This is a genomic window from Vibrio fluvialis (assembly GCF_900460245.1).
GTDB classification, from domain to species: domain Bacteria; phylum Pseudomonadota; class Gammaproteobacteria; order Enterobacterales; family Vibrionaceae; genus Vibrio; species Vibrio fluvialis.
In genome coordinates, this window is record NZ_UHIP01000001.1 from 572,578 (window position 1) to 598,134 (window position 25,557).

The window sequence follows — 25,557 nt, forward strand, 5'->3', positions numbered from 1 at the left end:
ATTACTATTAGGCCATTCCTCTTAACAGAGACGCGTTATGTCTGAAGAAATCAGTAAAAACCTTTCTGAGACTTTGTTCCAAAAGCACAAACAAGCCAAAGAAACGTCCTCTCTCACCCAGTACATGCCAAGCAGTCAGGATTTCCTCGAACAGAAGAAAGAGCAGGATGGCTACGCCTGGTATCGTAACTTGCGCCGTCTGCAATGGGCCTGGCAGGGGATTGACCCGGTTGAACAAGAAGAAGTTCTGGCCCGTATTGCTTCCTCGAAACACTCCCGTACTGAGGAGCGTTGGCTGGATACGGTAATGGGGTATCGCAGTGGTAACTGGGCGTACGAATGGACGAAGTTAGGCATGCGCCATCAGGCGCGCGCGTCGCAAAAGCAGGGTGAAGAGGCCGCTGATGAAATGTTCGCCGCATCGCTCTGTTTCAGTATTGCCGGTTATCCGCATCTGAAAAATGACAACCTGTCGATTCAGGCTCAGGTCTTGGCCAATAACGCGTACACCGAAGCGTCGAATCTGACCAAATACGTGGTCAAACGTCTCGAGTTTCCGTATCAGAACAAAAAAATTGTCGGTCACCTGCACCTTTCCAATACCGAGAAGCCGCAACCTGTGGTGATCGTCAGTGCCGGGCTCGATAGCCTGCAGACCGATATGTGGCGCTTGTTCCGCGATTTTCTGGTTAAGCGTGATATCGCCATGCTGACCATTGATATGCCTTCTGTTGGCCACAGCTCGCACTGGGCGCTCACGGAAGATTCCTCATGTCTGCATCAGGCCGTACTGAATCAACTGAATACACTACCATGGGTAGACCATTTCCGTGTCGGGCTGGTCGGTTTTCGTTTTGGCGGCAATGCGATGGTTCGCCTCTCGTTTCTTGAGCCGGAACGCATTCGCGCCTGTGTGTCGTTGGGAGCGCCAATTCATGACGTATTGGTTTCACCGAACAAGATGAAGCTGATGACCAAAATGTATCTGGATGTCCTGGCATCGCGCCTTGGCAAATCTGCCGTGGATATCGACAGCCTGTCCGGGCAGATGATGGCCTGGTCGCTGAAAGTACAGGGCTTCCTGTCCAGTCGTCGCACCAAAGTGCCGATTCTCGCTATGGGGCTGGAAGGCGATCCGGTGTCGCCGTACAGCGATAACCAGCTGGTGGCGATCTTTAGTCAGGGCGGAAAAGCGAAGCAAATTAAGAGTAAGACAATTACACAAGGATATGAGCAATCCCTCGATTTAGCGATAAACTGGCTGGAAGACGAACTCTGTAGGTGACATTTGCCCTAATTTAGTTAAGAGTGATGAATGTATGTTTTTTTAAACATATGATTATTAAAAATAATAGTCATTCTTAACATTGAAACGGAGAGTCAATATGTCAGAGGTGACGAAAAGTCCTACCCATTATCGTTTGTTGTCAGCAATGAAAGCTATTGGTCCTTATTTGCGCGAAGGACAGTGCAAAGAAGGGTTCTATCTGTTTGATTGCCTTGCATTTTGTGTAAACGATAAAAAATCGCCAGAGAAACGTGAATTCTGGGGATGGTGGATGGAACTGAGTCCGACGTCAGAGGGGTTTGAGGCTAAGTATCATATCGGACGATACAACCTAGCCGGGGAATGGGATACCGATAAGCTGCCTGAGCATGCGCTACCGGAAGTCAATCGAACCCAGGAAGAATTTCATAAAAAGTTAGAGAAAACGTTAAAAGAACGTTTCGCTCTGTCGTTATCTTTCCACGATCAGTCAATCGAATTCGTCTAGTTTTACCCGTCTGATTGACCAGTGAATCAAAAAGGTGCTTTTTAGCACCTTTTTCTGCTTGTGCATTACGCAGTTGATTGCTAAAACATCCTCTCTTAAATGTTTTCCATCACAGAAGAAATCATGAAAACGAATCAACAAAGCGGAAAAGTTTCACAAACTGTCATCGTGAAACTAGGAACCAGTGTTCTTACCGGTGGTACGTTGGCGCTCGACCGTGCGCATATGGTCGAATTGGCGCGTCAATGTGCTGAGCTGAAAAAACAAGGTCACTCAGTCGTGATCGTGTCGTCTGGTGCCATTGCAGCAGGCCGTGAACATCTTGGTTACCCCGCACTGCCCAACGCGATCTCCAGCAAACAACTGCTGGCAGCCGTGGGGCAAAGTCAGTTGATTCAGGCTTGGGAATCGCTCTTTTCCATCTACGGCATCAAAATTGGTCAGATTCTGCTGACCCGTGCTGATCTGGAAGACCGTGAGCGTTTTCTTAATGCGCGTGACACCATTAATGCCTTGGTAGCCAATGACATCATTCCTATCGTCAATGAAAACGATGCGGTGGCGACCAACGAAATCAAAGTCGGTGACAACGATAACTTGTCAGCGCTGGTGGGTATTTTATGTGGTGCAGACAAATTATTGCTGCTGACTGACCAGAAAGGTTTGTTTACCGCCGATCCTCGCAAAGACCCCAATGCTGAGCTGATTAAAGAAGTCAAAACCATCGATGACACCTTGCGTAAAATTGCTGGCGGCAGTGGCACGACACTGGGCACTGGTGGTATGGCGACCAAGTTACAGGCAGCTGATATTGCACGCCGCGCTGGCATCGAAGTGATTATTGCAGCGGGCCGAGCGCCGAACGTGATCTTTGATTCGCTGAGCGAAACGCCACAAGGCACGCGCTTCCTGCCATTGGAAGAAGCGCTCGAAAACCGTAAACGCTGGATTCTGGCGGGACCTGCAGCTTCAGGTGACATCTTTATTGATGAGGGTGCGGTACGCGCGGTAATGACCAAAGGCAGCAGTTTGCTGGCCAAAGGCGTGGTACGTGTGCAGGGGGAATTTTCCCGTGGCGAAGTGGTGCGTGTGACCAACGGCCATGGCCATTTAGTGGCTCGCGGCATTGCTGCTTATTCTAGTCACGATCTGGCTAAAATTGCTGGCAAACACAGCAAAGTGATTATCGATATTCTGGGCTACGATTATGGCTCCGAAGTGATTCACCGCGACGACATGGTCGTGATCCAGGAATAGGGAGAGAGAAAGTGGATTTAACCTTAATGGGAAAAGCGGCTAAAGACGCCGCTTTTCAACTCGCCACCGCCTCGACGGCACAGAAAAACCAAGCTCTGGCGATCATTGCTGATGAGCTGGAAGCGAACGCAGCACAGATTCTGGCGGCAAACGCCAAAGATATTCAACTGGGCCGCGAAGCGGGCCTGACCGATGCGTTGCTGGACCGACTGTTGCTGAATGAATCGCGTCTGAACGCGATTGCCAACGATGTGCGTAACGTGATCAGCCTCAACGACCCGGTGGGCAGCGAAATCGACAGCAAAGTGCTGGAAAACGGTATGTCGCTGTCGCGTCGTCGCGTGCCACTTGGTGTGGTCGGAGTGATTTACGAAGCGCGTCCAAACGTCACTATCGATATTGCCGCGCTGTGCCTGAAAACCGGTAACGCGTCGATTCTGCGTGGCGGCAAAGAGACCTTCTTCTCCAACATGGAACTGGTCAAAGTGATTCAGTCCGCATTGGAAAAAGCACAATTACCTGCGGCCTCCGTGCAGTACATCGAAAAGCCGGATCGTGAACTGGTGACGCAATTGCTGAAACTGGACGATTACGTGGATATGATTATTCCGCGTGGTGGTGCGGGCCTACACAAAATGTGTAAAGAAAACAGCACGATTCCGGTCATCATCGGCGGGTTTGGTATCAGCCATATTTTCGTTGATGAGAGTGCCGACCTGGATAAATCGGTGGACGTGATTGAGAACGCCAAAGTACAACGTCCGTCGGCGTGTAATGCGTTGGATACGCTGCTGGTGCATGAAGCGATTGCTCAGCCTCTGCTGGAAAAACTGGTGGCAAAACTCAACGGCAAAGTGACCTTTGTTGCTGAGCCAAAAGCAAAAGCGCTGATGAGCGCGGCGACTGAACTTCGTGATGCTCAGGCGGGTGATTTTGATACCGAATGGCTCAGCTACACATTGGGCGTCAAAGTGGTGCGTGACGTTAACGAAGCGATTGACCACATGCGCGAGCACAACGCCAGTCACTCCGATGCCATCATGACCAACAGCTTGGTGAACGCTGAACGTTTCATCAACTCGGCAGGCTCTGCGGCGGTGTATGTCAATGCATCGACGCGCTTTACTGACGGCGCGCAGTTTGGCTTGGGCGCCGAAGTGGCGGTATCAACCCAGAAACTGCATGCTCGCGGCCCGATGGGGCTGGAAGAGCTGACCAGCTACAAGTGGGTGGGCAAAGCGAACTACTTGTCACGTAGTTAACAAAATAAGCGTAAGTTGTAGACAAAAGGGGCGATTTAGCCCCTTTTCCTTTTCTTCGCCAAACTAATTCCGGTACACTGAAAGCCTTGTTATGGAGGTGATATGCATTGTCCTTTTTGTTCTGAGAACGATACAAAAGTGATCGACTCACGTTTGGTAGCCGATGGCCATCAAGTGCGCCGCCGCCGCCAATGTCTGGCTTGTAATGAGCGCTTTACCACCTTTGAGACCGCGGAGCTGGTGATGCCAAGGGTGATTAAATCCAACGGAAACCGTGAACCGTTCGATGAAGATAAAATGATTGGTGGTCTGCAACGCGCACTGGAAAAACGCCCGGTGAGTGCCGATGCGATTGAACTGGCCATCAGCACCATCAAATCGAAGCTTCGAGCGACGGGGGAACGTGAAGTCCCGAGCAAGCTTATCGGTAATCTGGTGATGGAACAGCTCAAAGAGCTGGATAAAGTTGCTTATATTCGTTTCGCCTCCGTGTACCGCAGCTTTGAAGACGTGCGGGAATTTGGCGAAGAGATTGCCAAACTCGAAGATTGATCATTATCTGACTATGCCTACATTTACCTCTTTTGATTATCAAATGATGTCCCGCGCGATCAAACTGGCTCAGCGCGGGCGTTTCACAACGGCGCCCAATCCAAATGTCGGCTGCGTGATTACCCAGGGCGAGTCCATCGTTGGCGAAGGTTTCCACTTTCGCGCAGGTGAGCCACACGCTGAAGTACATGCGCTGCGTATGGCGGGCGAGAAGTCGGTTGGTGCAACGGCGTATGTCACGCTCGAACCGTGTTCTCATTACGGTCGCACGCCTCCTTGTGCAGAAGGCCTGATTAAAGCGGGCGTGGCGCGAGTGGTTTGCGCAATGCAAGATCCCAATCCGCAAGTCTCCGGGCGTGGCATTCAGATGCTGCGTGATGCCGGAATTGATGTGCAGGTTGGCCTGCTTGAAGCTGATGCGCTGGCACTCAATCCTGCGTTCATCAAACGCATGAAAACAGGTATGCCATTTGTACAACTGAAAATGGCTGCCAGTCTGGACGGCCAAACGGCACTGGCCAATGGCCGCAGCCAGTGGATTACGTCAAAACAGGCTCGCCAGGATGTGCAGGCTTACCGTGCGAAAGCAGGAGCGGTGCTGTCGACCAGTCAGACTGTACTGGCTGATAACGCATCGCTGAGCGTGCGTTGGGCGGAGCTTCCGACTGGCGTACAGGCTGAGTATCTGCAGGAAGAACTGCGCCAGCCGATACGTGTCATCCTTGATCGCCAACACCAATTGCATGGCGACCTCAAGCTGTATGCTCATGATGGGGCCGTGCTTCGTGTCGCGGGTGAGCAAGCTGATGTCTGTGTTGCACTTGATGAGCATGAGCAACTGAACCTGGCTGAGACACTGGCTGATCTGGCTAAGCACCATAACATCAACCATATTTGGGTAGAGGCTGGCGCGACGCTGGCCAAGTCTCTGCTTGAGCAACAACTGGTGGATGAACTGATTTTGTATCTGGCACCGAAAATCATGGGCAGCGACGGACGCGGCTTGTTTGGTGCTTTAGGGCTGACCGATATGCAGCAGGTTCTGAATCTCAATATTCAGGATTGCCGAATGGTTGGCCCGGATATTCGCGTCGTGGCGACGCCTGAACTGAAAGATGAATAAACTATGTTTACTGGAATTGTCGAAGCTGTCGGTACGCTGACGGCGATTACGCCAAAAGGCGAGGACATCACCATCTCGGTCGATGCGGGCAAACTGGATATGGGCGATGTAAAGCTTGGCGACAGTATTGCAACCAACGGCGTGTGTTTGACCGTCGTTGAGTTTAACTCGCACAGCTATAGCGCTGATTTATCGCTGGAAACACTGAAAAAATCCGGCTTTGCCGACTACAAAGTGGGCGATAAAGTCAATCTGGAAAAAGCCATGTTGCCCACCACGCGTTTTGGTGGCCACATTGTGTCTGGTCATGTGGATGGCGTCGGTGAAATCGTTGAGCGTAACCCGGTTGGTCGTGCGATCGAACTCTGGGTTGCCATGCCTGCTGAACTGAGCAAGTACGTGGCTGAAAAGGGATCCATTACTGTCGATGGCATCAGCCTGACGGTTAATGATCTGCGCAAAAATGCCTTTAAGCTGACCATCGTGCCGCACACCACGCAAGAAACAACAATCGATCATTTCCAGGTTGGCCGCAAAGTAAATCTGGAAGTTGATGTACTGGCTCGCTATCTGGAGCGTCTGCTGAATGGCGGACGTGATGAACAGCCAGAGTCTCGCATTACAATGGAATTCTTACAACAAAATGGTTTCGCGTAACACTGACACCAGTGTGCGTGCCTGAAAATAGGACGAGAATCATGCCAATTAGTACGCCTCAAGAAATTATCGATGATATTCGCCAAGGTAAAATGGTCATCCTGATGGATGATGAAGACCGTGAAAACGAAGGCGACCTGATCATGGCCGCTGAGCATATTACCCCAGCCGCTATTAACTTTATGGCGACCCATGGGCGTGGCCTGATTTGTCTGACAATGACCAAAGAGCGCTGCCGTAATTTAGGTTTGCCACCAATGGTTCAGGATAACAACGCGCAATATACCACCAACTTCACCGTGTCGATTGAAGCGGCTGAAGGTGTAACCACGGGCATTTCGGCTGCAGACCGCGCGCGCACTGTGCAGGCGGCGGTGGCGAAAGATGCCAAAGCATCGGACCTTGTGCAGCCGGGGCACATTTTCCCGCTGGCGGCACAGGATGGTGGCGTACTGACTCGCGCGGGCCATACGGAAGCAGGCTGCGACTTAGCTCGTCTGGCAGGTCTTGAGCCAGCGTCTGTGATTGTTGAGATCCTTAATGATGACGGCACCATGGCGCGTCGCCCGGATCTGGAAGTGTTTGCTGAAAAACATGACATCAAACTGGGCACCATTGCGGATCTGATTGAGTACCGCAACAACACAGAAACCACGATTGAACGTGTTGCGCAGTGCAAACTACCCACTGAGTATGGTGAGTTTGAACTGGTGACCTACCGGGATGTGATCGATAACCAAATTCACTTTGCGCTGAAAAAAGGCGATCCGAAAACTCAGACTCCTTTAGTGCGCGTGCATCTGCAAGACACCTTTACTGACCTGCTGCGCAGTGATCGCAGCGCTGAGCGTAGCTGGACTTTGGACAAAGCGATGAAACGCATTGGCAAGGAAGGCGGCGTGCTGGTCATTCTGGGGAACGAAGAGTCATCTGAACTGCTGCTGCACCGCGTGAAAATGTTTGAACAGCAAGACAAAGGCGAAGCGCCAGCGATGGCCAAAAAGCAGGGCACATCACGCCGTGTTGGCGTTGGTTCGCAGATTCTGGCGGACTTAGGTGTCAGTGATATGCGTCTGCTGTCGTCTGCCAACAAGAAATACCATGCGCTGGGCGGTTTTGGCCTCAATGTGGTCGAATACGTCTGCGAATAATTCCTCTACAGTTTGCCGCTCGGCCTGAGCGGCAAGTCGCTGTGCTCTATTAATAATTCAGATTCAATGCTGTTCTCAGGTTGAGCTGCTTGCTGGTATGCAAATAGCGTGTCAAATTTCCATTAGATATCGCTCACAAATTTGTGCTAGAATCCGGCGATTCTCACTTGATGAACAGAGTTAAAGGAAAGCTTATGAAAGTGATCGAAGGTGGTTTCCCAGCACCAAATGCAAAAGTTGCGATTGTGATTTCTCGTTTCAACAGTTTTATTAACGAAAGTCTGCTGTCTGGTGCCATCGACACTCTGAAACGTCACGGCCAAGTAAGCGACGAAAACATCACTGTCGTTCGTTGCCCAGGTGCAGTAGAGCTTCCTCTGACTGCGCAACGTGTTGCTAAAACCGGTAAATTCGACGCTATCGTGTCGCTAGGTTCAGTAATTCGTGGTGGTACGCCTCACTTTGACTATGTTTGTAGTGAAATGAATAAAGGTCTGGCACAAGTGTCTATGGAATTCAGCATTCCGGTAGCATTTGGTGTTCTGACTGTTGATACAATCGATCAAGCTATTGAACGCGCAGGAACCAAGGCTGGTAATAAAGGTGCAGAAGCTGCACTGAGCGCACTTGAGATGATTAACGTTCTTTCTGAAATTGATTCCTAATGGGGGCCAGTGTGAAACCAGCCGCACGTCGTAATGCACGTCAATTTGCGCTACAAGCTATTTATTCGTGGCAAATTACTAAAGATAATGTTGCGACTATTGAAGAGCAATTCTTATCAGGTGGTAAGTATGATGAAGAAGAGCATCATGCGTCTGAACCAGCACTTGCTGCTCCAGAGACTGACGTTGCATACTTCCGTGATCTTTTAGCGGGTGTAGTGCTTAACCACACAGAGCTAGACAGTAAATTACGTCCGTTCGTGTCTCGTCCAATGCAAGACCTGGATATGATGGAGCTTGCTCTGCTTCGCCTTGCAATGTACGAAATGACGCGTCGTGAAGATGTACCTTACAAAGTTGTGATTAACGAAGCGATTGAACTGGCTAAAGTTTTCGCTGCAGAAGACAGCCACAAATTTGTGAACGGGGTACTGGATAAAGCCGCACCTCATGTACGCAAAAAATCGTAATTCGCTTTACAATAAAGAGGTCAGCATACGCTGACCTCTTTTATTTCGCTGCTACACTCTTCTCTGTTCTGAAAGACTTGGAATTTCCGATGTTTGGTGAATTTAACCTAATCGACAAATACTTTTCTTCACGCCAACCACAACGTAAAGACGTGCATCTCGCTCTCGGCGATGATTGTGCGGTTGTCAAAGCGCCAGATAATGTGCGCATTGCTATCAGCACCGATACCATGGTGGCTGGCATTCATTTTCTGGTCGATGCCAACCCGGCTTGGGTGGCACACAAAGCGCTGGTATCCAATTTAAGCGATCTGGCGGCCATGGGCGCAACCCCGGCTTGGGTCTCCATGGCACTGACGTTGCCTGAAATTGATGAAGCCTGGTTGGAGCCGTTCTGCACGGCATTTTTTGACCTGGCTAATTACTACAACATTCAGCTCATTGGTGGCGATACCACCAAAGGCCCGCTCAGCATTACCCTGACAGTGCAGGGATTCGTGCCGCAGGATAAAGTGTTGCTGCGCAGCACAGCCAAAGTCGGCGATTGGGTGTATGTCACGGGAGAGCTTGGTGACAGCAAAGCGGGGCTGGATGTGATTCTGGACGAGGCTAAACGCCATGAGCCGTTTGCGCCGGAGTTGGAAAAGCGCCATTACCTGTCGACACCACGTATTTTGGTGGGGCAGGCACTGCTCAATCTGGCGTCGTCAGCCATCGATATATCGGATGGTCTGATTTCCGACCTGGGTCATATTCTGCGTCAATCCAATGTTGGCGTCAGCCTGGATGTCAGTACTCTGCCGATGTCTCAGGAACTGCGTCAGTTTGTCGGCCACATTCAAACCGCACAGAAATACGCTCTCACCAGCGGTGAAGAGTATGAGCTGTGTTTTACCGTACCCGAGCAGAACAAAGGTTCGCTGGACAGTGCATTAGCGCACTGCGGTACCAAAGTGACGTGTATTGGCCAGATTCGCCCGCAAGGCACATTTGAATTGCATAACAACGGCGAAAAGCTGGACTGGAATCTGCGCGGATACGATCACTTTAAGGAATCAGAATGACCAATCCGAAATCTCGTTTGTCGATGACAAATCCATGGCATCTGCTCGCCACCGGATTTGGCAGCGGTTTGTCTCCTGTAGTGCCGGGCACTATGGGAACTCTGGCGTCTGTGCCCTTTTACCTGTTGCTGGCGCAACTGCCGCTCACGCTGTATATCGTTGTCGTTATTGCAGCCAGCCTGATTGGGATTAAGATCTGCCAGGTAACATCGGATGACATGCAGGTGCATGATCACGGCTCAATTGTGTGGGATGAATTTGCCGGATTCTGGATCACCATGCTGATTGTGCCGATGTTACAACTGCCAGTGTTTGAATGGAAATGGCTGCTTGCGGGTTTTGTGTTGTTTCGCTTTTTCGACATGGTCAAACCCTGGCCGATTGGCTGGCTCGATAAACGCGTGCACGGCGGACTGGGGATCATGCTTGACGATCTGGTTGCAGGCGTGATGTCTGCGCTAGCGCTGGCTCTGGTCGGCTACTGGGCTGGTTGGTTAAGCTAAACATAAAAGAAAAGGTTCCCAAGTGGGAACCTTTTTTATCGAATGAATGGTATTACAGTTTTTCCAGATCGGATTCAATTTCCGCAATTTTGCTGGCAACCACCTTTTCCAGGTGACGCAAGTCGCTCAGGATCTTCTGTTTCACGTCCACTTGTGTAATCTGAACATGCTTGGTGATTTGGTTCAGCTCATCGATGATTAAGGTCAGATTACGGTTAATCTCTGTGACCTCTTTGTATTGATGGCTACCGCTGTCAACCAGCACATTCTTAACTTGCCTTGGGTATTTGAATTTTACACTCTTGGCAAACAGTTCACCTTTCTGCTTTTTGAAATAGATTTTTAAGACATCCTTGTGCGCTTCCTGACGCAATGAATAGCGTTCAATCTGCGTTGGATCTGTAATCCCTAAACCCGTGAGGTGTGGAAACATAAGCGACCTCTATATTATTTTTGTTACATCAATGACCTGAATTCAATGTAGCAGTCTAATCCTGTGGTAGATAGCTTAGTTTCTACCCATACGCTTAAGTTGTGGACAAGATCGCTATTCCTTTGTGCCACTTAGCTTGGCGCCAATTCGGAAACGTTTTCAATCAGCCTTTCGCGCAGGGCCAACTCCTCTTCCTCACTCAATCGGGCGCCGTGTGCGCCAGTCAGAATGAACAAGTCTTCTGCGCGCTCACCGATGGTGGTGATCTTAGCCGCGTGCAAATCGAGATGCAGCTCTGCAAAGGTCGCACCGACGGTGGCGAGAAGTCCCGGCGTATCGAGCGCCACGAATTCCATCAGCGTACGTTTCTTACTCTTGGTTGGCAGGAAGTCGACCTGAGTTTTCACCTTAAAGTGCTGCAAGTTGCGCGGCAGACGACGGGTCTTAATCTTGGTCGGGCGGCCGTCTTCCAGCACGTGTACCAGATGTTTACTCAAGGCTTTGTGGCGCGATTCTTCAATCGCCTGACCATTCTGATCCAGTACCATAAAAGTATCGAGTACGTAACCGTCTTTGCTGGTCATGATCTGAGCGTCATGGACGTTGAGATTACGACGGTCGAGTTCCGCCACCACGGTGGCAAACAGCGCGGGCTGGTCTTTGGTGTAGACAAAGATTTCCGTGCCGCCCCGGGTCGCCTTCTTGCTTACCATGACCAGTGGTTGAGTCGGATCATCGTGGCGCAACAGGTGGGTGCAGTGCCAGGCGATTTGTTTGTGCGTATGGCGAAGGAAGTAGTCGGCTTTAAAGCGTTGCCACAGCAAATCAATTTCGCGGCTACTAAAGCCTTCCTTGCGCAGTAGGGCAGACGACATTTGCTGGTTGTGACGAATGCGATCGCGTACATCGACCGGGTTTTCCAACCCGCGGCGCAGCGCGCGCTGCGTCGAATAAAACAGCTCGGCCAGCAGAGTACGTTTCCAACTGTTCCACAGTTCCGGGTTGGTTGCGCAGATATCTGCAACCGTCAAACACACCAGATACTCCAGATACTCTTCATCACGCACTTTTTTCGCGAACTCAATGATGACGTCCGGATCGTAAATATCCCGGCGCTGCGCGGTGACCGACATCAACAAGTGGTTTTGAACCAGCCAGGCCACCAATTTCGCTTCCGGTTTTGATAATCCGTGCTCGATACAAAAATCGTACGCTTCGGTTGCTCCGATTTCAGAGTGATCGCCGCCACGACCTTTACCGATGTCGTGGAAGATGGCTGCCAGAATCAAAAGCTCTTTTTTCTGAATTTTAGGGTAGACTTCGCAGCAAATCGGATGCTTTTCATGATTTTTCATATCTGAGAAAACATGAATGTGTTTCAGCAGGCGAATACTGTGTTCATCCACGGTGTAGACGTGGAACAGGTCAAACTGCATTTGACCCACAATCTGACTCCACTGCGGCAGATAGGCTGCCAGAACGCCGAGTTTGTGCATCTGGCTGAACGCTTTGTGCAGAGCATTCGGATGGCGTACCAGCTCCATGAACTTCTCGCGAGCTGCCGGAATGGTATGCAGAAACTTGTTCAGGCGGCGCCGTGCCGTGCGCAACTGACGCATCGTCGAAGGTGATACACCTTCAATCGTGGAGTCGTTGGCCATGTGCAGGAACATGTCGAGAATGGTTTCCGGACGTGCCTGAAACAGTGCCGGTTTGCGCGCTTCAATCAGATTGCCACGACGCTGGAAATCGTCATCAAGGATTTCAGGCTCGCTCTCTTCACCATTGTTCAAAATGGCCTGATCAAACAGTTTGAGCAGCATCTTGTTGAGTTCTGCTACGCGGCGCAGCGTGCGGTAGAACTCTTTCATCATCATTTCGACCGGACGGTTACCTTCGCCGGTAAAGCCCAAATGTTCGGCAACCTGCGCCTGATGAGCAAAGGTCAGGCGGTTGTCGTACCGCTTGAGCTCCAGATGGAGTGCAAAGCGAACGCGCCATAAAAAGTCCTGGCACTCCACCAGCTCACGAAACTCAGCGTCGGTCAGAAAGCCGTAGCGACTCATTTCATACAACGTAGTAGCGCCAAAATGGCGACGAGCAACCCAGCTGAGAGTATGAATATCACGCAGGCCACCCGGTGTGGACTTGATGTCCGGTTCCAGATTGTAAGTGGTGTCGTGATAACGGGCGTGACGTTCACGTTGTTCTTGAATCTTGGCGCGGTAAAAGGTTTCACTTGGCCAAAAGGTTTCTGAATGGATCACCAGTTTGAGACGGTGGAATGTCTCTTCGCTGCCACACAGCAGGCGAGCCTCCTGCAAGTTGGTCGCCACCGTCAAATCTTCACGACCGATATCCGCACACTCAGCCACAGTACGTACGGCATGACCAACTTCCAGACGCAAGTCCCATAGAAAGGTGATGAACTCGCTGATTTTGGACGCGATGTTGTCGTTGAGTTTGTCTTTTGACACCACCAGAATGTCAATGTCTGACAGTGGATGCAGTTCTCCACGGCCATAGCCTCCGACCGCGACCAGACTCAGGTCTTGTATCTCGGCGAAACCAAAAGATTGCCACAAACGGCGCAGTAACAGATCCATGTACTCTGCGCGGCCAAGCACCAAGTCGGTGACCGGGTTGTGATTGAGGAACTCGTCTTTCTGATATTGAGCGAAGTGCTCCAGCTGTTGCTTGAGCTCGCTGATGGTCAGTTGTTCATCGCTGAAACTCAGCGGAGATAAATAGGGCATACAATGCGGTCCGTGCAAGTCTTTCAAAAGATACTGAGACTGAATCTAACAGATAATCCCAAGTGTGCTCAAGATGCGCCGCCGTAATGGCTGGCCTTGGGAGCGCAGATAAAAAAATCCCTGCCGAAGCAGGGATGATGTGAATGTGGTTATGCGTTGTGGAATACGCGAGGAATGCTTTCCTCTTTGCGCAGCGTGAGGATCTCGCAGCCGTCTTTCGTCACCAGAATGGTGTGCTCCCACTGTGCTGAGTTTTTACCGTCAGCGGTGTAAACTGTCCAACCATCTTCATCATCCAGACGACAGCCAAATTTACCTGCGTTGATCATCGGTTCGATGGTGAAAATCATGCCTTCACGCAGCACAGTGCGGTCGCTGTTCTTGTAGTGTACAACTTGTGGCTCTTCGTGGAATTCGGCACCAATGCCGTGACCACAGTAATCACGCACGATAGAGAATTTAGTGCTCGGGTTGTTCTTGTTGTTGGTCTTGATGTGCTTCTCAATCGTCGTGCCGATTTCACCCAGTTGTACGCCTGGCTTCACTTTTTTCAGAGACAGGTACAGACACTCTTGAGCCACCAGACACAGACGCTTGTCTGCCGGCGCAACGTCACCCACTTGGAACATTTTTGACGTGTCACCGTGGTAACCATCTTTAATTACGGTAATGTCGATGTTCAGGATGTCACCATCTTTCAGTACGCCAGGGCGCACTAGCTGACCAAAGTTGCTGTCGCCAGTCGCTGGAATGCCATGACACACGATGTGGTTGATTGAAGTACAGATAGATTTAGGGAAACCGTGGTAGTTGAGAGGTGCTGGAATTGCGCCTTGAACTTCAGTGATGTACTTATGACAAATCTGATCCAGTTCTTCGGTCGTTACGCCCGCTTTTACATGAGGTTCAATCATTTCCAGAACCTCAGCTGCCAAACGGCCCGCTACGCGCATTTTTTCAATTTCTTCAGCATTCTTAATTTTTACAGACATCGGCTTTCTCTACTAACTCTAGGCACAGGTTGTGCTAATGGCGTTATTGTAACAGTGGAAGAGGGAAGCGCAAGAAGTGAGGCGAGTAAGAATGAGAATTAGAGTCGCTTCACTCGCGGAGATGCAGGCAAAACAGAGAGCCAAACTGCACGCCAAATGAGCGGGCTTTACGGCTCGCTGTTCGGAGAAAAAGGTAATTTTTTCTAGCCACACAAGGGCCAAATATGATATAAAGCGCGCCGGAATCTCGGTCTGTTTTCTTCATTTTGGCGAAGCAGCGTCGAGTCCACTAACATTAAACTTTAAATCACACACATTCCGACACGTGTTCCGGGGTGCTTCCAGCTAAGCTGAGAAGTCGGAGACATGGGGGATGTGGAGGCCTAACCCCATAGAGGATTATATAATGGCAACTGTATCAATGCGCGATATGCTGAAAGCTGGTGTTCACTTCGGTCACCAGACTCGTTACTGGAACCCAAAAATGAAGCCATTCATCTTTGGTGCTCGTAACAAAGTTCATATCATCAACCTAGAAAAAACTGTACCAATGTTCAACGAAGCTCTTGCTGAGCTAGTTAAAGTTGGCGAGAAGAAAGGTAAAGTTCTTTTCGTAGGTACTAAGCGCGCTGCATCTGAAGCTGTTAAAGAAGCTGCTCTTGCAAGCAACCAGTACTACGTTAACAACCGCTGGTTGGGCGGTATGCTGACTAACTGGAAAACTGTTCGTCAATCAATCAAGCGTCTGAAAGATCTTGAGATCCAGTCTACTGACGGTACTTTCGACAAGCTGACTAAGAAAGAAGCTCTAATGCGTACTCGCGAAATGGAGAAGCTAGAGAAGTCTCTTGGTGGTATTAAAGATATGGGCGGCCTACCAGACGCTCTATTCGTAATCGACGCTGATCACGAACACATCGCAATTAAAGAAGCAAACAACCTGGGCATTCCAGTGTTCGCGGTTGTTGATACTAACTCTAACCCAGACGGCGTTGACTTCGTTATCCCAGGTAACGATGACGCAATCCGTGCAGTTCAGCTATACCTGAACGCAGCAGCAGAGTCAGTAAGCGAAGGCCGTAACAAAGACGTAGCGGCAGTTGCTGACAAAGACGGTTTCGTAGAAGCTGAATAATAGCGGCTCTGAGTTACACTTAGCTCTATGTGCCACAAAGCTGAAGCATAAGCTAAGTTATAGTTAGCATTGGGGGCCGAAAATGTAGGCCCCTAATTTTTACCATATCCAGAATCAAACTGAGGAATAGAGAATGGCTGTTACTGCTGCTCTAGTAAAAGAACTGCGCGAACGTACTGGCGCAGGTATGATGGAATGTAAGAAAGCGCTTGTTGAAACTAACGGTGACATCGAGCTTGCGATCGAAAACATGCGTAAATCAGGCGCTGCTAAAGCTGCTAAAAAAGCAGGTAACGTTGCTGCTGAAGGTACTATCGCAATTAAAGAAGCAAACGGCGTAGCGGTTCTTCTTGAAGTGAACTGCCAAACAGACTTCGTAGCAAAAGACTCTAACTTCACTGCATTCGTTAACCAAGTAGCTGAAGACGCTCTGGCAACGAAAGCAACCGTTGAAGAACTACAAGCTAAATTCGAAGAAATTCGCGTTGCTCTAGTAGCGAAAATCGGCGAAAACGTAAACATCCGTCGCGTTCAGTACGTTGAAGGTGTTGCACTGGCTTCTTACCGTCACGGCGAGAAAATCGGTGTAGTTGTTGCTGGTGAAGGCGACGCTGAAACTCTGAAACACATCGCAATGCACGTTGCAGCATCACGTCCTGAGTACGTAAACCCAGAAGACGTACCAGCTGACGTAGTAGCAAAAGAGCGTGAAGTTCAAGTTGAAATCGCGATGAACGAAGGCAAGCCTAAAGAAATCGCAGAGAAAATGGTTGAAGGCCGCATGAAGAAATTCACCGGTGAAGTTTCTCTGACTGGTCAGCCTTTCGTGATGGAACCTAAGAAATCTGTTGGCGAAGTCCTGAAAGAAAAAGGTGCGTCAGTTTCTACATTCGTTCGCCTGGAAGTGGGTGAAGGTATCGAGAAAGCTGAAGGCCTAAGCTTCGCTGAAGAAGTAGCACTAGCTCAAAAAGGTTAATCCTTAGCGAGAATGCTCAGAAAAAGACCGTGGCCATGGCTGCGGTCTTTTCACGACTAAGGCGAGATTAACCGTGATGAATGCGCTTAAATGGTTAAGTGTATCCATGACTGTTAATCAACAACTCTCTTTGGAAGGTAAAGTCCATGACAACGAACCCTAAACCAGCATATCAACGTATTCTGTTAAAACTTAGCGGTGAAGCGCTTCAAGGCGAAGAAGGTTTTGGTATCGATCCAGCCGTTCTTGACCGTATGGCTCAAGAAGTGAAAGAACTGGTAGAACTTGGTGTTCAGGTTGGCGTTGTTATCGGTGGCGGTAACTTGTTCCGTGGTGCCGGTCTGGCAGCAGCAGGTATGAACCGCGTCGTTGGTGATCACATGGGTATGTTGGCAACAGTAATGAATGGTCTGGCAATGCGTGATGCGCTGCACCGTGCTTACGTGAACGCACGTGTGATGTCGGCGATTCCTCTGAAAGGCGTGTGTGACGATTACAACTGGGCAGATGCTATCAGCCAACTGCGCCAGGGCCGCGTAGTGATTTTCTCTGCTGGTACAGGCAACCCATTCTTTACCACTGATTCAGCAGCCTGTCTGCGTGGTATCGAAATTGAAGCAGACGTAGTTCTCAAAGCGACGAAAGTAGACGGAGTTTATAGTGCAGACCCGGTAGCCAACCCAGACGCACAACTGTATGATAAGCTCGCATACAACGATGTACTTGATAAAGAATTGAAAGTGATGGATTTGGCAGCGTTCACGCTGGCTCGTGACCACAAAATGCCAATCCGTGTCTTCAACATGAACAAACCAGGCGCACTACGTCGCGTGGTGATGGGTGAAGCGGAAGGCACGTTGATCAGCTCCGCAGTATAATCACTCTCGAGATGAAATAAGAATTAAGGTGAAATTGTGATTAATGAGATCAAAAAAGACGCTCAAGAGCGTATGGACAAAAGTGTTGAAGCACTGAAGAACAACCTGCAAAAGGTTCGTACTGGTCGTGCGCACCCAAGCCTGCTATCTGGCATCTCTGTTGAGTACTACGGTGCTCCAACACCTCTTAACCAAATCGCTAACGTAGTCGCAGAAGACGCGCGTACTCTGGCGATCACCGTGTTTGATAAAGAACTGACACCTAAAGTTGAAAAAGCGATCCTGATGTCGGATCTGGGTTTGAACCCAATGTCAGCAGGCACAGTTATTCGCGTTCCACTGCCACCATTGACTGAAGAACGCCGTAAAGACCTGGTTAAAATCGTACGTGGTGAAGCTGAAGGCGGCCGTGTAGCGGTACGTAACATTCGTCGTGATGCGAACAGTGATCTAAAAGCGCTGCTGAAAGACAAAGAAATCTCTGAAGATGACGAGCACAAAGCACAAGACGAGATTCAGAAGCTGACTGACGCTGCAGTTAAACGCATTGATGAAGTGCTTGCTGCTAAAGAAAAAGAGCTGATGGAAGTTTAATTCTCCCGTCATGCCAGTGAAAAAAACGCTGTGCTCGCAGCACAGCGTTTTTTTATGCTACCCTTCATCATCTTTTTATCGTCACTACGTCTCTATGCAAAATTCGCAACTCACTTCAGATGTTCTTCCTCAGCATATTGCAATCATCATGGATGGCAATGGCCGCTGGGCGAAAGCACAAGGCAAACCCCGTGTCTTTGGTCATAAAAATGGTGTAGCCGCTGTCCGAAAAACCATCTCCACTGCTGCGAAACTAGGGATCAAAGCCGTTACTCTGTTTGCATTCAGTAGCGAAAACTGGCGCCGCCCTGAAGAAGAAGTTGGTGTGTTAATGGAGCTGTTTATCACAGTTCTGTCTACCGAAGTCAAAAAATTGCACAAGAACAACCTACGTCTTCGTATTATTGGTGATAAGAGCCGTTTCAGTGAGCGTCTACAAACGAAGATCGCTCAGGCAGAAGCTCTGACGGCGAATAACACCGGGTTAGTGGTCAACATTGCCGCGAACTATGGCGGTAAATGGGACATTACTCAGGCCGCTCGTGACATCGCGGTCAAAGTGGCGCGTGGTGAAATCAACCCGTCAGAGATTGACGAAGCGTTGATCACCGAACATCTCACCATGTCTGATATTCCGGAAGTGGATCTGTTGATTCGTACCAGCGGTGAATGCCGGATCAGTAACTTTATGCTGTGGCAACTGGCCTACGCAGAAATGTATTTTACGCCAGTGTTCTGGCCAGAATTTGGTGAAGACAGTTTAATTGAAGCAGTGACTTGGTTTGTAAATCGTGAGCGCCGATTTGGTTGTACCGGTGAGCAAGTTAAGGCATTGATGGAATCATAAAATAGGATTTCTAAGTTTGAAGCAAAGAATAATTACAGCGCTCATACTTGCACCTTTGGTCATTTTAGGCATTTTCTTCCTGCCACTTCCTTGGTTTATTCTGGCCTTGGCAGTTGTGACTTTATTGGGATTTTGGGAATGGACCCAATTTGTTCAGCACACATCGCGTTATATTGCTCTGCTGCCGGCTATTTTAGTTGGCGGTGCGAGTTTTTTTCTGATTTCTCCGGCAGTTCAGTCGCTTGCAACACTTAATGGCACTCACTTTGCTATTCTGGCTATCGGTACCATCTGGTGGCTGTACTCCAGTTTTCTCGCCATTACTTTTCCCCGTTCCCGACGTTGGTGGGAGGAATCAAATCCTGCGCGCCATTTGTTCGGTTTACTGACGTTACTGCCATTTTTCTGGAGCGTAGTGTTTTTACGTGCAGAAGGGATGGAAACGGATTTCTACCACGGCGCCAAACTGGTTCTATTTGTGTGTTTGATTGTCTGGGCCGCGGACAGTGGTGCGTATTTCTCGGGAAAAAGTCTGGGTAAACACAAAATGGCGCCAGCAGTGAGTCCGAACAAAACTATTGAAGGTTTAGTTGGCGGTGTGATTGCGGCGATGATCGTTGGCTGGTTATTCGCTGACTGGTTTGCGATAGAGTTTTCTTCACTGAGCATCATGCTGCTGACGATTCTGTTGACGGTGGTGATCTCTGTGCTGGGAGATTTGGTTGAGAGCATGTTTAAGCGTGTTTCTGGAATCAAAGACAGCAGCAATATTATTCCCGGGCATGGCGGCATTCTCGATCGCATTGACAGCCTGACTGCGGCCTTCCCTGTGTTCGCTCTTCTCTACTTTATGTTCTAATGTGTGGGTAGCCATTTGGCTGCCCGTACTCAATCACGACGGTTTTTGCTATGCGTAAATTAACGATTCTGGGAGCGACAGGTTCAATCGGAGCCAGCACGCTTAAAGTAGTTGCAGAGAATCCTGAACAATTTACTGTGGTCGCGCTCGCGGCAGGTGGCAACGTCGCCAAAATGCGCGACTTGTGTCTGCGCTGGCGACCGAAGTACGCCGTCATGGCAACCGCTGACGCTGCGCAGCAGCTCGCGGCCGAGCTTCGTGCTTTGCAATTGTCGACTGAGGTCATGTTTGGCCAGGACGCAATGTGCCAGGTTGCCGCGTGTGACGAAGTTGATACTGTCATGGCCGCGATCGTCGGTGCGGCCGGGTTGCTGCCCACTATGGCGGCAGTAAAAGCGGGTAAGCGTGTACTGCTGGCGAACAAAGAAGCATTGGTGATGTCTGGGCAGTTGTTTATCGATGCCGTTGAACAGCATGGCGCAGAGCTGATGCCGGTCGACAGTGAACACAATGCGATTTTTCAGTGTCTACCAGTCGAAATTCAAACCCGCCTTGGTCGCTGTGATTTACAGCAAAGTGGCGTGTCCCACATTCTGCTGACCGGCTCTGGTGGTCCGTTCCGTTACAGTGATATTCAAACACTGAAAGATGTGACTCCTGAGCAGGCGATTGCACATCCGAATTGGTCAATGGGGCCGAAAATTTCGGTCGATTCCGCGACGATGATGAATAAAGGTCTTGAGTTTATCGAAGCCAAATGGCTGTTCAATGCGGCGCCCGAGCAATTGAAAGTGCTGATTCACCCTCAGTCTGTGATTCATTCAATGGTGCAATACCGCGATGGTTCAGTCATAGCCCAGTTGGGTGAACAGGACATGGCAACACCGATAGCCTTGACCATGGCCTATCCTCAGCGTGTGAATGCCGGAGTGAAACCGCTTGATTTTACCCGCTTGAGTGAACTGACGTTTCTCGATGTGGATTATGCGCGCTATCCGTGTCTCAAACTGGCCATTGATGCCTGTTATGAAGGTCAGCATGCGACGACGTCTCTGAATGCCGCCAACGAAGTGGCGGTGGATGCTTTCCTGCGTGGTCAGATCCGTTTCACCGATATCGCAACTATCAATGAACGTGTGTTGTCTAAAGTGTGTGGAACCAACAGTCCGTTACATTCCTATACCTTGGAAAGCCTGATTGAGCTCGATACAATGGCTCGTAGTCTGGCATCTCAAGAGTTGAAAGAGCGATTATTATGAGTGGCATTTTGTGGAACCTGGTGTCCTTTATTGTTGCACTGGGCATTTTGGTTGCCGTGCACGAATATGGTCATTTCTGGGTGGCGAGAAAGTGTGGCGTCAAAGTTGAGAAGTTTTCGATTGGTTTTGGTAAGTCGATTTGGAAACGCCTTGGCAAAGATGGTACTGAATACAGTATTTCCATCATTCCTCTGGGTGGCTACGTCAAGATGCTCGATGGCCGGGTGGATGACGTTAGCCCGCAAGACCAGCAGTTTGCTTTCGATAAAAAGCCGCTCTGGAAGCGAGCTGCTATTGTCAGCGCAGGCCCTGCCTTTAACTTCTTCTTTGCGGTCTTTGCCTACTGGCTAGTGTTTATGATTGGTGTACCTGCCGTTAAACCAGTAGTGGGTAATGTTGCGCCGTATTCTATTGCCGCCAATGCAGGTCTTGAACCGGGCATGGAAATCAAAGCGGTCTCTGGCACTGAAACACCGGATTGGGAATCGGTCAATATGGGGCTGATTTCTCATATTGGCGATCAACGTATGACCGTGACGGTTTCATCGCCAAATGGTGTCGGCGTCGACGAAATCAAAACTTTTGACCTCAGTGGGTGGAACTTTGATCCTGAAACAGAGTCTGCTATGGGAGCGCTTGGCTTTAAGCCATTTACACCGCAAATCTCTGCGGAGCTGACGAGTGTAGAGGCTGAAGGCGCTGGTGCTCGTGCTGGGCTGATGGTCGGCGATGTGTTGACTCACATTAATGGCCAGCCGATCACAGATTGGCAACAGGTGATTGACGCGATTCAGACGCATCCTGACCAGGCATTAGTGATTGATATTGAACGCCAGCAAGAATCGCTGTCGTTGTCTTTAACCCCTAATGCTAAAAAGCTGTCTCAAGGAAAAGTGATCGGTTTTGCGGGAATCGCACCTAAAGTCGCAGATTGGCCGCAAAGTTATCGATTTGAGCTGCAATTTGGTGTATTTGAATCGTTCGGAAAAGCATTTGAAAAAACTGGCCAGGTGATTGATCTGACCGTCAGCATGCTGAAGAAATTGATAGTCGGCGATGTAGGGTTGAATAACCTGAGCGGCCCCATTTCTATCGCGAAAGGCGCAGGTGCAACGGCGGATTATGGTCTGGTCTATTTCCTCGGCTTTTTGGCGCTGATCAGCGTCAACTTGGGCATCATTAACTTGGTGCCGTTACCGATGCTGGACGGTGGTCACCTGCTATTTTTCGCGATTGAAGCCATTATTCGTCGTCCGGTTCCGGAAAAAGTGCAGGAAATGGGTTATCGCATCGGCGGTATGATCATCTTCTCTCTGATGGCCGTGGCAATATTTAACGATTTTACTCGCCTGTGATTGATAAGCATTAGGCAAAGGTTGTAGTAAGGAATAACTAAAACAAATATGGCAATGAAAAAAATCCTGTTCGCGACGCTGCTCGCAACAAGCGTGTCGGCGAATAGTGCCGAAAATTTTGTTGTGCAGGACATTCAGATTCAAGGGTTACAGCGTGTTGCTCTGGGTGCCGCATTGTTAAAAATGCCGGTCCGTGTTGGCGATACCGTTGATTCTCAGGACGTTGCTGAAATCATCAAGGCTTTGTATGCCTCGGGTAACTTTGAAGATGTTAAAGTTCTGCGCGACGATGAGACTTTAGTCGTTCAGGTGAAAGAGCGCCCAACCATTGCGAGCGTCTCTTTCTCCGGCAACAAGGCGATCAAAGAAGAACAGTTGCAGCAAAACCTTGATGCATCCGGAATCCGTGTTGGTGAAGCATTGGATCGCACCAAGCTCAGCAACATTGAAAAAGGTCTGGAAGACTTCTACTACAGCGTTGGTAAATACAACGCCACTGTAAAAGCCGTGGTGACGCCACTGCCGCGTAACCGCGCGGACCTGAAGTTTGTCTTTACCGAGGGTGTCTCGGCTAAAATCCAGCAAATCAACTTTATTGGCAACGAAGTGTTTTCCGATCAGGAGCTGTTGTCACGCTTCAATCTGAAAGTGGATGTCGCGTGGTGGAACTTCCTGTCGGACGACAAATATCAGAAACAGGTGTTGGCAGGCGATATCGAAGCACTGCGCACTTTCTATCTCGATCGCGGTTACCTGAAGTTTCAGGTTGATTCAACGCAAGTTGCTATTTCGCCGGACAAAAAAGGCGTCTACATCACCATGAATCTCAATGAGGGTAAACCTTATACGGTGAAAGATGTTCAGTTCCGCGGTGAATTGATTGGTAAAGAAGACGAATTTAAGTCGCTGATTCCGTTTGAAATGGGTGAAACCTACCGTGGTTCATCGGTGACTCAACTGGAAGAAAGTGTCAAGCGTGTGCTGGGCGAAGCGGGTTATGCGTACCCACAAGTGCGCACGATTCCTGAATTTGACGATGAAACACAGCAGGTGTCACTGGTCGTGCATGTTGAAACGGGTAAGCGTATGTATGTACGCGATATTCGTTTTGTCGGTAACAATGCGACCCGTGACGAAGTTCTGCGCCGTGAGATGCGCCAGATGGAAGGTTCTTGGCTGAACTCGAAATCTATCGATACTGGTAAGGCGCGTCTGAACCGTCTGGGCTATTTCGAAACCGTTGACGTTCAGACTGTTCGTGTACCGGGTACCGATGATCAGGTCGATCTGGTTTACACGGTGAAAGAAGCGAACTCAGGCAGCGTAAACTTTGGTGTCGGTTACGGTACGGAATCGGGCGTAAGCTTTACGGTCGGTCTGACTCAGGATAACTTCCTTGGTAGCGGTAACCGTGTGGGCATCAACGCGACCACGAACGATTACCAGAAGAACATTACGCTGGAATATCGTGACCCGTATTGGAACCTCGATGGTGTCAGCCTGGGCGGTAAAGTTTTCTATAACCAGTTTGAAGCATCGGAAGCGGGCATCGTCGACTATACCAACGAAAGCTACGGTACCAGCCTGACCTGGGGTTTTCCATTCGATGAACTGAACCGTTTTGAATTTGGTGTGGGTTACACGCACAACAAGATCGGTAACCTGACGCCGTATCTGCAAGTGGAACAGTTCCTTAAAGCTCAAGAGAGCAATATCGATTCAGACGGTAGTCTACTGACTAACGATTTCGATATGAACATTGCCTGGACGCGTAATAACCTCAACAAAGGTTACTTCCCAACGGCTGGTAACTACCAGCGTGCGTCGGGCAAAATCACAGTTCCGGGTTCGGATGCGAAGTACTTCAAACTGCAATACGATGTGCGCCAGTATGTTCCGCTAACTAAAAAGCATGAGTTTACGCTGTTACTGCGTGGCCGCCTGGGTTACGGTAACGGTTATGGTCAGACAGACGGGAAAGATAACCTCTATCCGTTCTATGAAAACTTCTATGCGGGTGGTTTTACAACATTACGCGGATTTGGCTCTAACACAGCGGGTCCAAAAGCGGTGTACCGTGATTACTCAGGTTCCAACAATGGTACCGATACCGCAACCGATGATTCGGTTGGTGGTAACGCGATTGCATTGGCCAGTGTCGAGCTGATTGTGCCGACGCCGTTCGCTTCGGATGAAGCGCGTAGTCAGGTTCGTACCAGTATTTTCTACGATATGGCCAGTGTTTGGGATACCGAATTTGACTACCGCAGCAGCGGGGCAGATTATGGTGACAAATACTACTACGACTACTCAGATCCAACCAACTACCGTTCTTCGTACGGTGTAGCGTTGCAATGGATGTCGCCAATGGGGCCTCTGGTCTTCTCTCTGGCGAAACCTATTAAGAAATACGAAGGTGACGACGAAGAATTCTTCACTTTCACTATCGGACGAACCTTCTAATAGAGGAAACTATTTTGAAACACATCATCAAAGCAGCAGGTGTTAGCCTTATTGTTCTTAGCTCATCATTTTTTGCTCAAGCTGCTGAAGCGGCTCAAAAAGTGGGATTCATTAACACTGCGCAAGTTTTTCAGGCCCTGCCACAGCGCGAAGTTGTCCTGAAGAAAATGCAAGATGAATTCAAAGACAAAGCGGCGGAGCTGCAAAGCATCAAAGCAGATGCAAAAACGAAAATTGAAAAATTGAAGCGTGATTCTGAGCTGATGAGTCAGGATGACGTGGAAAAACTGCGTATCGAAATTGGTCAACTGGACAGCGCTTACAAAATCAAAGCTCAGGCACTGGAACAAGCATCGGCTCGCCGTGAATCGGAAGAGAAACAGAAGCTGTTTAAAGTGATCCAAGATGCGGTGAAGAAAGTGGCTGAGAAAGAAGGCTACGATATGATTGTTGATATCAGCGCAATGCAGTACGGCAAGCCTGAGTACGACATTTCAGAAAAAGTAATCAAAACAATCAAATAATTAAAGC

The 25,557-nt window shown here is 49.5% G+C and carries 25 protein-coding genes; 22 read left to right on the forward strand and 3 right to left on the reverse strand.

The window, feature by feature from the left end; all coding sequences use genetic code 11:
• The first annotated feature begins 37 nt into the window (after positions 1 to 37).
• The 12 genes from frsA to pgpA all read left to right on the forward strand — a co-directional run bounded on the left by frsA (position 38) and on the right by pgpA (position 10,479).
• Positions 38 to 1,285 (forward strand): esterase FrsA, encoded by a 1,248-nt coding sequence (gene frsA / locus DYA43_RS02650; protein ID WP_020331645.1) that lies wholly within the window; start codon positions 38 to 40, stop codon positions 1,283 to 1,285.
• Positions 1,286 to 1,385: 100 nt separating this feature from the next.
• Positions 1,386 to 1,775, forward strand: coding sequence for a sigma factor-binding protein Crl (crl, locus tag DYA43_RS02655; RefSeq protein WP_020431937.1), 390 nt, complete (start codon positions 1,386 to 1,388; stop codon positions 1,773 to 1,775).
• Positions 1,776 to 1,898: 123 nt separating this feature from the next.
• Positions 1,899 to 3,032 (forward strand): glutamate 5-kinase, encoded by a 1,134-nt coding sequence (proB, locus tag DYA43_RS02660; protein WP_038157346.1) that lies wholly within the window; start codon positions 1,899 to 1,901, stop codon positions 3,030 to 3,032.
• An 11-nt stretch (positions 3,033 to 3,043) separates the two neighbouring features.
• Positions 3,044 to 4,294 carry a glutamate-5-semialdehyde dehydrogenase gene (locus tag DYA43_RS02665; protein ID WP_024373553.1) on the forward strand — a complete coding sequence of 417 codons (1,251 nt, stop codon included), beginning with the start codon at positions 3,044 to 3,046 and terminating at the stop codon, positions 4,292 to 4,294.
• 102 nt (positions 4,295 to 4,396) lie between these two features.
• Positions 4,397 to 4,846 carry a transcriptional regulator NrdR gene (gene nrdR / locus DYA43_RS02670; RefSeq protein WP_020331649.1) on the forward strand — a complete coding sequence of 150 codons (450 nt, stop codon included), beginning with the start codon at positions 4,397 to 4,399 and terminating at the stop codon, positions 4,844 to 4,846.
• Between the two features lie 13 nt (positions 4,847 to 4,859).
• The gene (gene ribD, locus DYA43_RS02675; RefSeq protein WP_061056200.1) at positions 4,860 to 5,969 is read left to right on the forward strand and encodes a bifunctional diaminohydroxyphosphoribosylaminopyrimidine deaminase/5-amino-6-(5-phosphoribosylamino)uracil reductase RibD; all 1,110 of its coding nucleotides are present in this window, start codon (positions 4,860 to 4,862) and stop codon (positions 5,967 to 5,969) included.
• Positions 5,970 to 5,972: 3 nt separating this feature from the next.
• Positions 5,973 to 6,626 (forward strand): riboflavin synthase, encoded by a 654-nt coding sequence (locus DYA43_RS02680; RefSeq protein WP_020331651.1) that lies wholly within the window; start codon positions 5,973 to 5,975, stop codon positions 6,624 to 6,626.
• 41 nt (positions 6,627 to 6,667) lie between these two features.
• Positions 6,668 to 7,777: a bifunctional 3,4-dihydroxy-2-butanone-4-phosphate synthase/GTP cyclohydrolase II gene (ribBA, locus tag DYA43_RS02685; protein ID WP_020431928.1), complete on the forward strand. Its 1,110-nt coding sequence runs from the start codon at positions 6,668 to 6,670 to the stop codon at positions 7,775 to 7,777.
• Positions 7,778 to 7,971: 194 nt separating this feature from the next.
• Entirely contained in the window at positions 7,972 to 8,442 is a 471-nt protein-coding gene (gene ribH, locus DYA43_RS02690) for a 6,7-dimethyl-8-ribityllumazine synthase (protein WP_004724909.1), read from the forward strand.
• Entirely contained in the window at positions 8,442 to 8,912 is a 471-nt protein-coding gene (gene nusB, locus DYA43_RS02695; protein WP_004724908.1) for a transcription antitermination factor NusB, read from the forward strand. The genes ribH and nusB overlap by 1 nt, the downstream gene beginning before the upstream one ends.
• Before the next feature lie 89 nt (positions 8,913 to 9,001).
• Positions 9,002 to 9,976, forward strand: coding sequence for a thiamine-phosphate kinase (thiL, locus tag DYA43_RS02700; protein ID WP_061056201.1), 975 nt, complete (start codon positions 9,002 to 9,004; stop codon positions 9,974 to 9,976).
• Positions 9,973 to 10,479, forward strand: a complete 507-nt coding sequence (gene pgpA, locus DYA43_RS02705; protein WP_020331656.1) for a phosphatidylglycerophosphatase A — start codon at positions 9,973 to 9,975, stop codon at positions 10,477 to 10,479. The genes thiL and pgpA overlap by 4 nt, the downstream gene beginning before the upstream one ends.
• Positions 10,480 to 10,531: 52 nt before the next feature.
• Here pgpA and DYA43_RS02710 read toward each other — a convergent pair whose 3' ends face one another.
• The 3 genes from DYA43_RS02710 to map form a co-directional block, all read right to left on the reverse strand.
• Entirely contained in the window at positions 10,532 to 10,912 is a 381-nt protein-coding gene (locus DYA43_RS02710) for a DUF3461 family protein (RefSeq protein WP_020331659.1), read from the reverse strand.
• Positions 10,913 to 11,043: 131 nt separating this feature from the next.
• Positions 11,044 to 13,668 (reverse strand): bifunctional uridylyltransferase/uridylyl-removing protein GlnD, encoded by a 2,625-nt coding sequence (gene glnD / locus DYA43_RS02715; protein ID WP_024373549.1) that lies wholly within the window; start codon positions 13,666 to 13,668, stop codon positions 11,044 to 11,046.
• Positions 13,669 to 13,817: 149 nt separating this feature from the next.
• A complete protein-coding gene (gene map / locus DYA43_RS02720) occupies positions 13,818 to 14,660 on the reverse strand; it encodes a type I methionyl aminopeptidase (RefSeq protein ID WP_020331661.1) in 843 nt (280 codons plus the stop codon).
• 406 nt (positions 14,661 to 15,066) lie between these two features.
• Between map and rpsB the strand changes: the two genes are divergently transcribed.
• From rpsB to DYA43_RS02770, 10 genes are all read left to right on the forward strand, one after another.
• Entirely contained in the window at positions 15,067 to 15,795 is a 729-nt protein-coding gene (rpsB, locus tag DYA43_RS02725; RefSeq protein ID WP_020331662.1) for a 30S ribosomal protein S2, read from the forward strand.
• A gap of 133 nt (positions 15,796 to 15,928) precedes the next feature.
• The gene (gene tsf / locus DYA43_RS02730; RefSeq protein WP_061056202.1) at positions 15,929 to 16,771 is read left to right on the forward strand and encodes a translation elongation factor Ts; all 843 of its coding nucleotides are present in this window, start codon (positions 15,929 to 15,931) and stop codon (positions 16,769 to 16,771) included.
• A gap of 146 nt (positions 16,772 to 16,917) precedes the next feature.
• Positions 16,918 to 17,649, forward strand: coding sequence for a UMP kinase (gene pyrH / locus DYA43_RS02735; RefSeq protein ID WP_004724892.1), 732 nt, complete (start codon positions 16,918 to 16,920; stop codon positions 17,647 to 17,649).
• A 36-nt stretch (positions 17,650 to 17,685) separates the two neighbouring features.
• Positions 17,686 to 18,243: a ribosome recycling factor gene (gene frr / locus DYA43_RS02740; protein ID WP_020331664.1), complete on the forward strand. Its 558-nt coding sequence runs from the start codon at positions 17,686 to 17,688 to the stop codon at positions 18,241 to 18,243.
• Positions 18,244 to 18,337: 94 nt separating this feature from the next.
• Complete coding sequence (gene uppS / locus DYA43_RS02745; protein ID WP_024373548.1) at positions 18,338 to 19,090, forward strand: polyprenyl diphosphate synthase; 753 nt, start codon at positions 18,338 to 18,340, stop codon at positions 19,088 to 19,090.
• Between the two features lie 16 nt (positions 19,091 to 19,106).
• A complete protein-coding gene (locus DYA43_RS02750) occupies positions 19,107 to 19,949 on the forward strand; it encodes a phosphatidate cytidylyltransferase (RefSeq protein WP_020331666.1) in 843 nt (280 codons plus the stop codon).
• Between the two features lie 50 nt (positions 19,950 to 19,999).
• Positions 20,000 to 21,208: a 1-deoxy-D-xylulose-5-phosphate reductoisomerase gene (ispC, locus tag DYA43_RS02755; RefSeq protein WP_061056203.1), complete on the forward strand. Its 1,209-nt coding sequence runs from the start codon at positions 20,000 to 20,002 to the stop codon at positions 21,206 to 21,208.
• Complete coding sequence (rseP, locus tag DYA43_RS02760) at positions 21,205 to 22,563, forward strand: sigma E protease regulator RseP (protein ID WP_020331668.1); 1,359 nt, start codon at positions 21,205 to 21,207, stop codon at positions 22,561 to 22,563. Before ispC ends, rseP begins: the two co-directional genes overlap by 4 nt.
• Before the next feature lie 48 nt (positions 22,564 to 22,611).
• Entirely contained in the window at positions 22,612 to 25,026 is a 2,415-nt protein-coding gene (gene bamA / locus DYA43_RS02765) for an outer membrane protein assembly factor BamA (protein ID WP_061056204.1), read from the forward strand.
• Between the two features lie 14 nt (positions 25,027 to 25,040).
• Complete coding sequence (locus DYA43_RS02770; RefSeq protein ID WP_020331670.1) at positions 25,041 to 25,550, forward strand: OmpH family outer membrane protein; 510 nt, start codon at positions 25,041 to 25,043, stop codon at positions 25,548 to 25,550.
• Positions 25,551 to 25,557: the final 7 nt, after the last annotated feature.

Excerpts from the sequence above, each read along its gene's own strand:
- frsA (WP_020331645.1), top strand. The coding sequence starts at position 38 with ATGTCTGAAGAAATCAGTAAAAACCTTTCTGAGACTTTGTTCCAAAAG.
- crl (WP_020431937.1), top strand. The coding sequence starts at position 1,386 with ATGTCAGAGGTGACGAAAAGTCCTACCCATTATCGTTTGTTGTCAGCA.
- proB (WP_038157346.1), top strand. The coding sequence starts at position 1,899 with ATGAAAACGAATCAACAAAGCGGAAAAGTTTCACAAACTGTCATCGTG.
- nrdR (WP_020331649.1), top strand. The coding sequence starts at position 4,397 with ATGCATTGTCCTTTTTGTTCTGAGAACGATACAAAAGTGATCGACTCA.
- ribD (WP_061056200.1), top strand. The coding sequence starts at position 4,860 with ATGCCTACATTTACCTCTTTTGATTATCAAATGATGTCCCGCGCGATC.
- DYA43_RS02680 (WP_020331651.1), top strand. The coding sequence starts at position 5,973 with ATGTTTACTGGAATTGTCGAAGCTGTCGGTACGCTGACGGCGATTACG.
- ribBA (WP_020431928.1), top strand. The coding sequence starts at position 6,668 with ATGCCAATTAGTACGCCTCAAGAAATTATCGATGATATTCGCCAAGGT.
- ribH (WP_004724909.1), top strand. The coding sequence starts at position 7,972 with ATGAAAGTGATCGAAGGTGGTTTCCCAGCACCAAATGCAAAAGTTGCG.
- nusB (WP_004724908.1), top strand. The coding sequence starts at position 8,442 with ATGGGGGCCAGTGTGAAACCAGCCGCACGTCGTAATGCACGTCAATTT.
- thiL (WP_061056201.1), top strand. The coding sequence starts at position 9,002 with ATGTTTGGTGAATTTAACCTAATCGACAAATACTTTTCTTCACGCCAA.
- pgpA (WP_020331656.1), top strand. The coding sequence starts at position 9,973 with ATGACCAATCCGAAATCTCGTTTGTCGATGACAAATCCATGGCATCTG.
- DYA43_RS02710 (WP_020331659.1), bottom strand. The coding sequence starts at position 10,912 with ATGTTTCCACACCTCACGGGTTTAGGGATTACAGATCCAACGCAGATT.
- glnD (WP_024373549.1), bottom strand. The coding sequence starts at position 13,668 with ATGCCCTATTTATCTCCGCTGAGTTTCAGCGATGAACAACTGACCATC.
- map (WP_020331661.1), bottom strand. The coding sequence starts at position 14,660 with ATGTCTGTAAAAATTAAGAATGCTGAAGAAATTGAAAAAATGCGCGTA.
- rpsB (WP_020331662.1), top strand. The coding sequence starts at position 15,067 with ATGGCAACTGTATCAATGCGCGATATGCTGAAAGCTGGTGTTCACTTC.
- tsf (WP_061056202.1), top strand. The coding sequence starts at position 15,929 with ATGGCTGTTACTGCTGCTCTAGTAAAAGAACTGCGCGAACGTACTGGC.
- pyrH (WP_004724892.1), top strand. The coding sequence starts at position 16,918 with ATGACAACGAACCCTAAACCAGCATATCAACGTATTCTGTTAAAACTT.
- uppS (WP_024373548.1), top strand. The coding sequence starts at position 18,338 with ATGCAAAATTCGCAACTCACTTCAGATGTTCTTCCTCAGCATATTGCA.
- ispC (WP_061056203.1), top strand. The coding sequence starts at position 20,000 with ATGCGTAAATTAACGATTCTGGGAGCGACAGGTTCAATCGGAGCCAGC.
- rseP (WP_020331668.1), top strand. The coding sequence starts at position 21,205 with ATGAGTGGCATTTTGTGGAACCTGGTGTCCTTTATTGTTGCACTGGGC.
- bamA (WP_061056204.1), top strand. The coding sequence starts at position 22,612 with ATGGCAATGAAAAAAATCCTGTTCGCGACGCTGCTCGCAACAAGCGTG.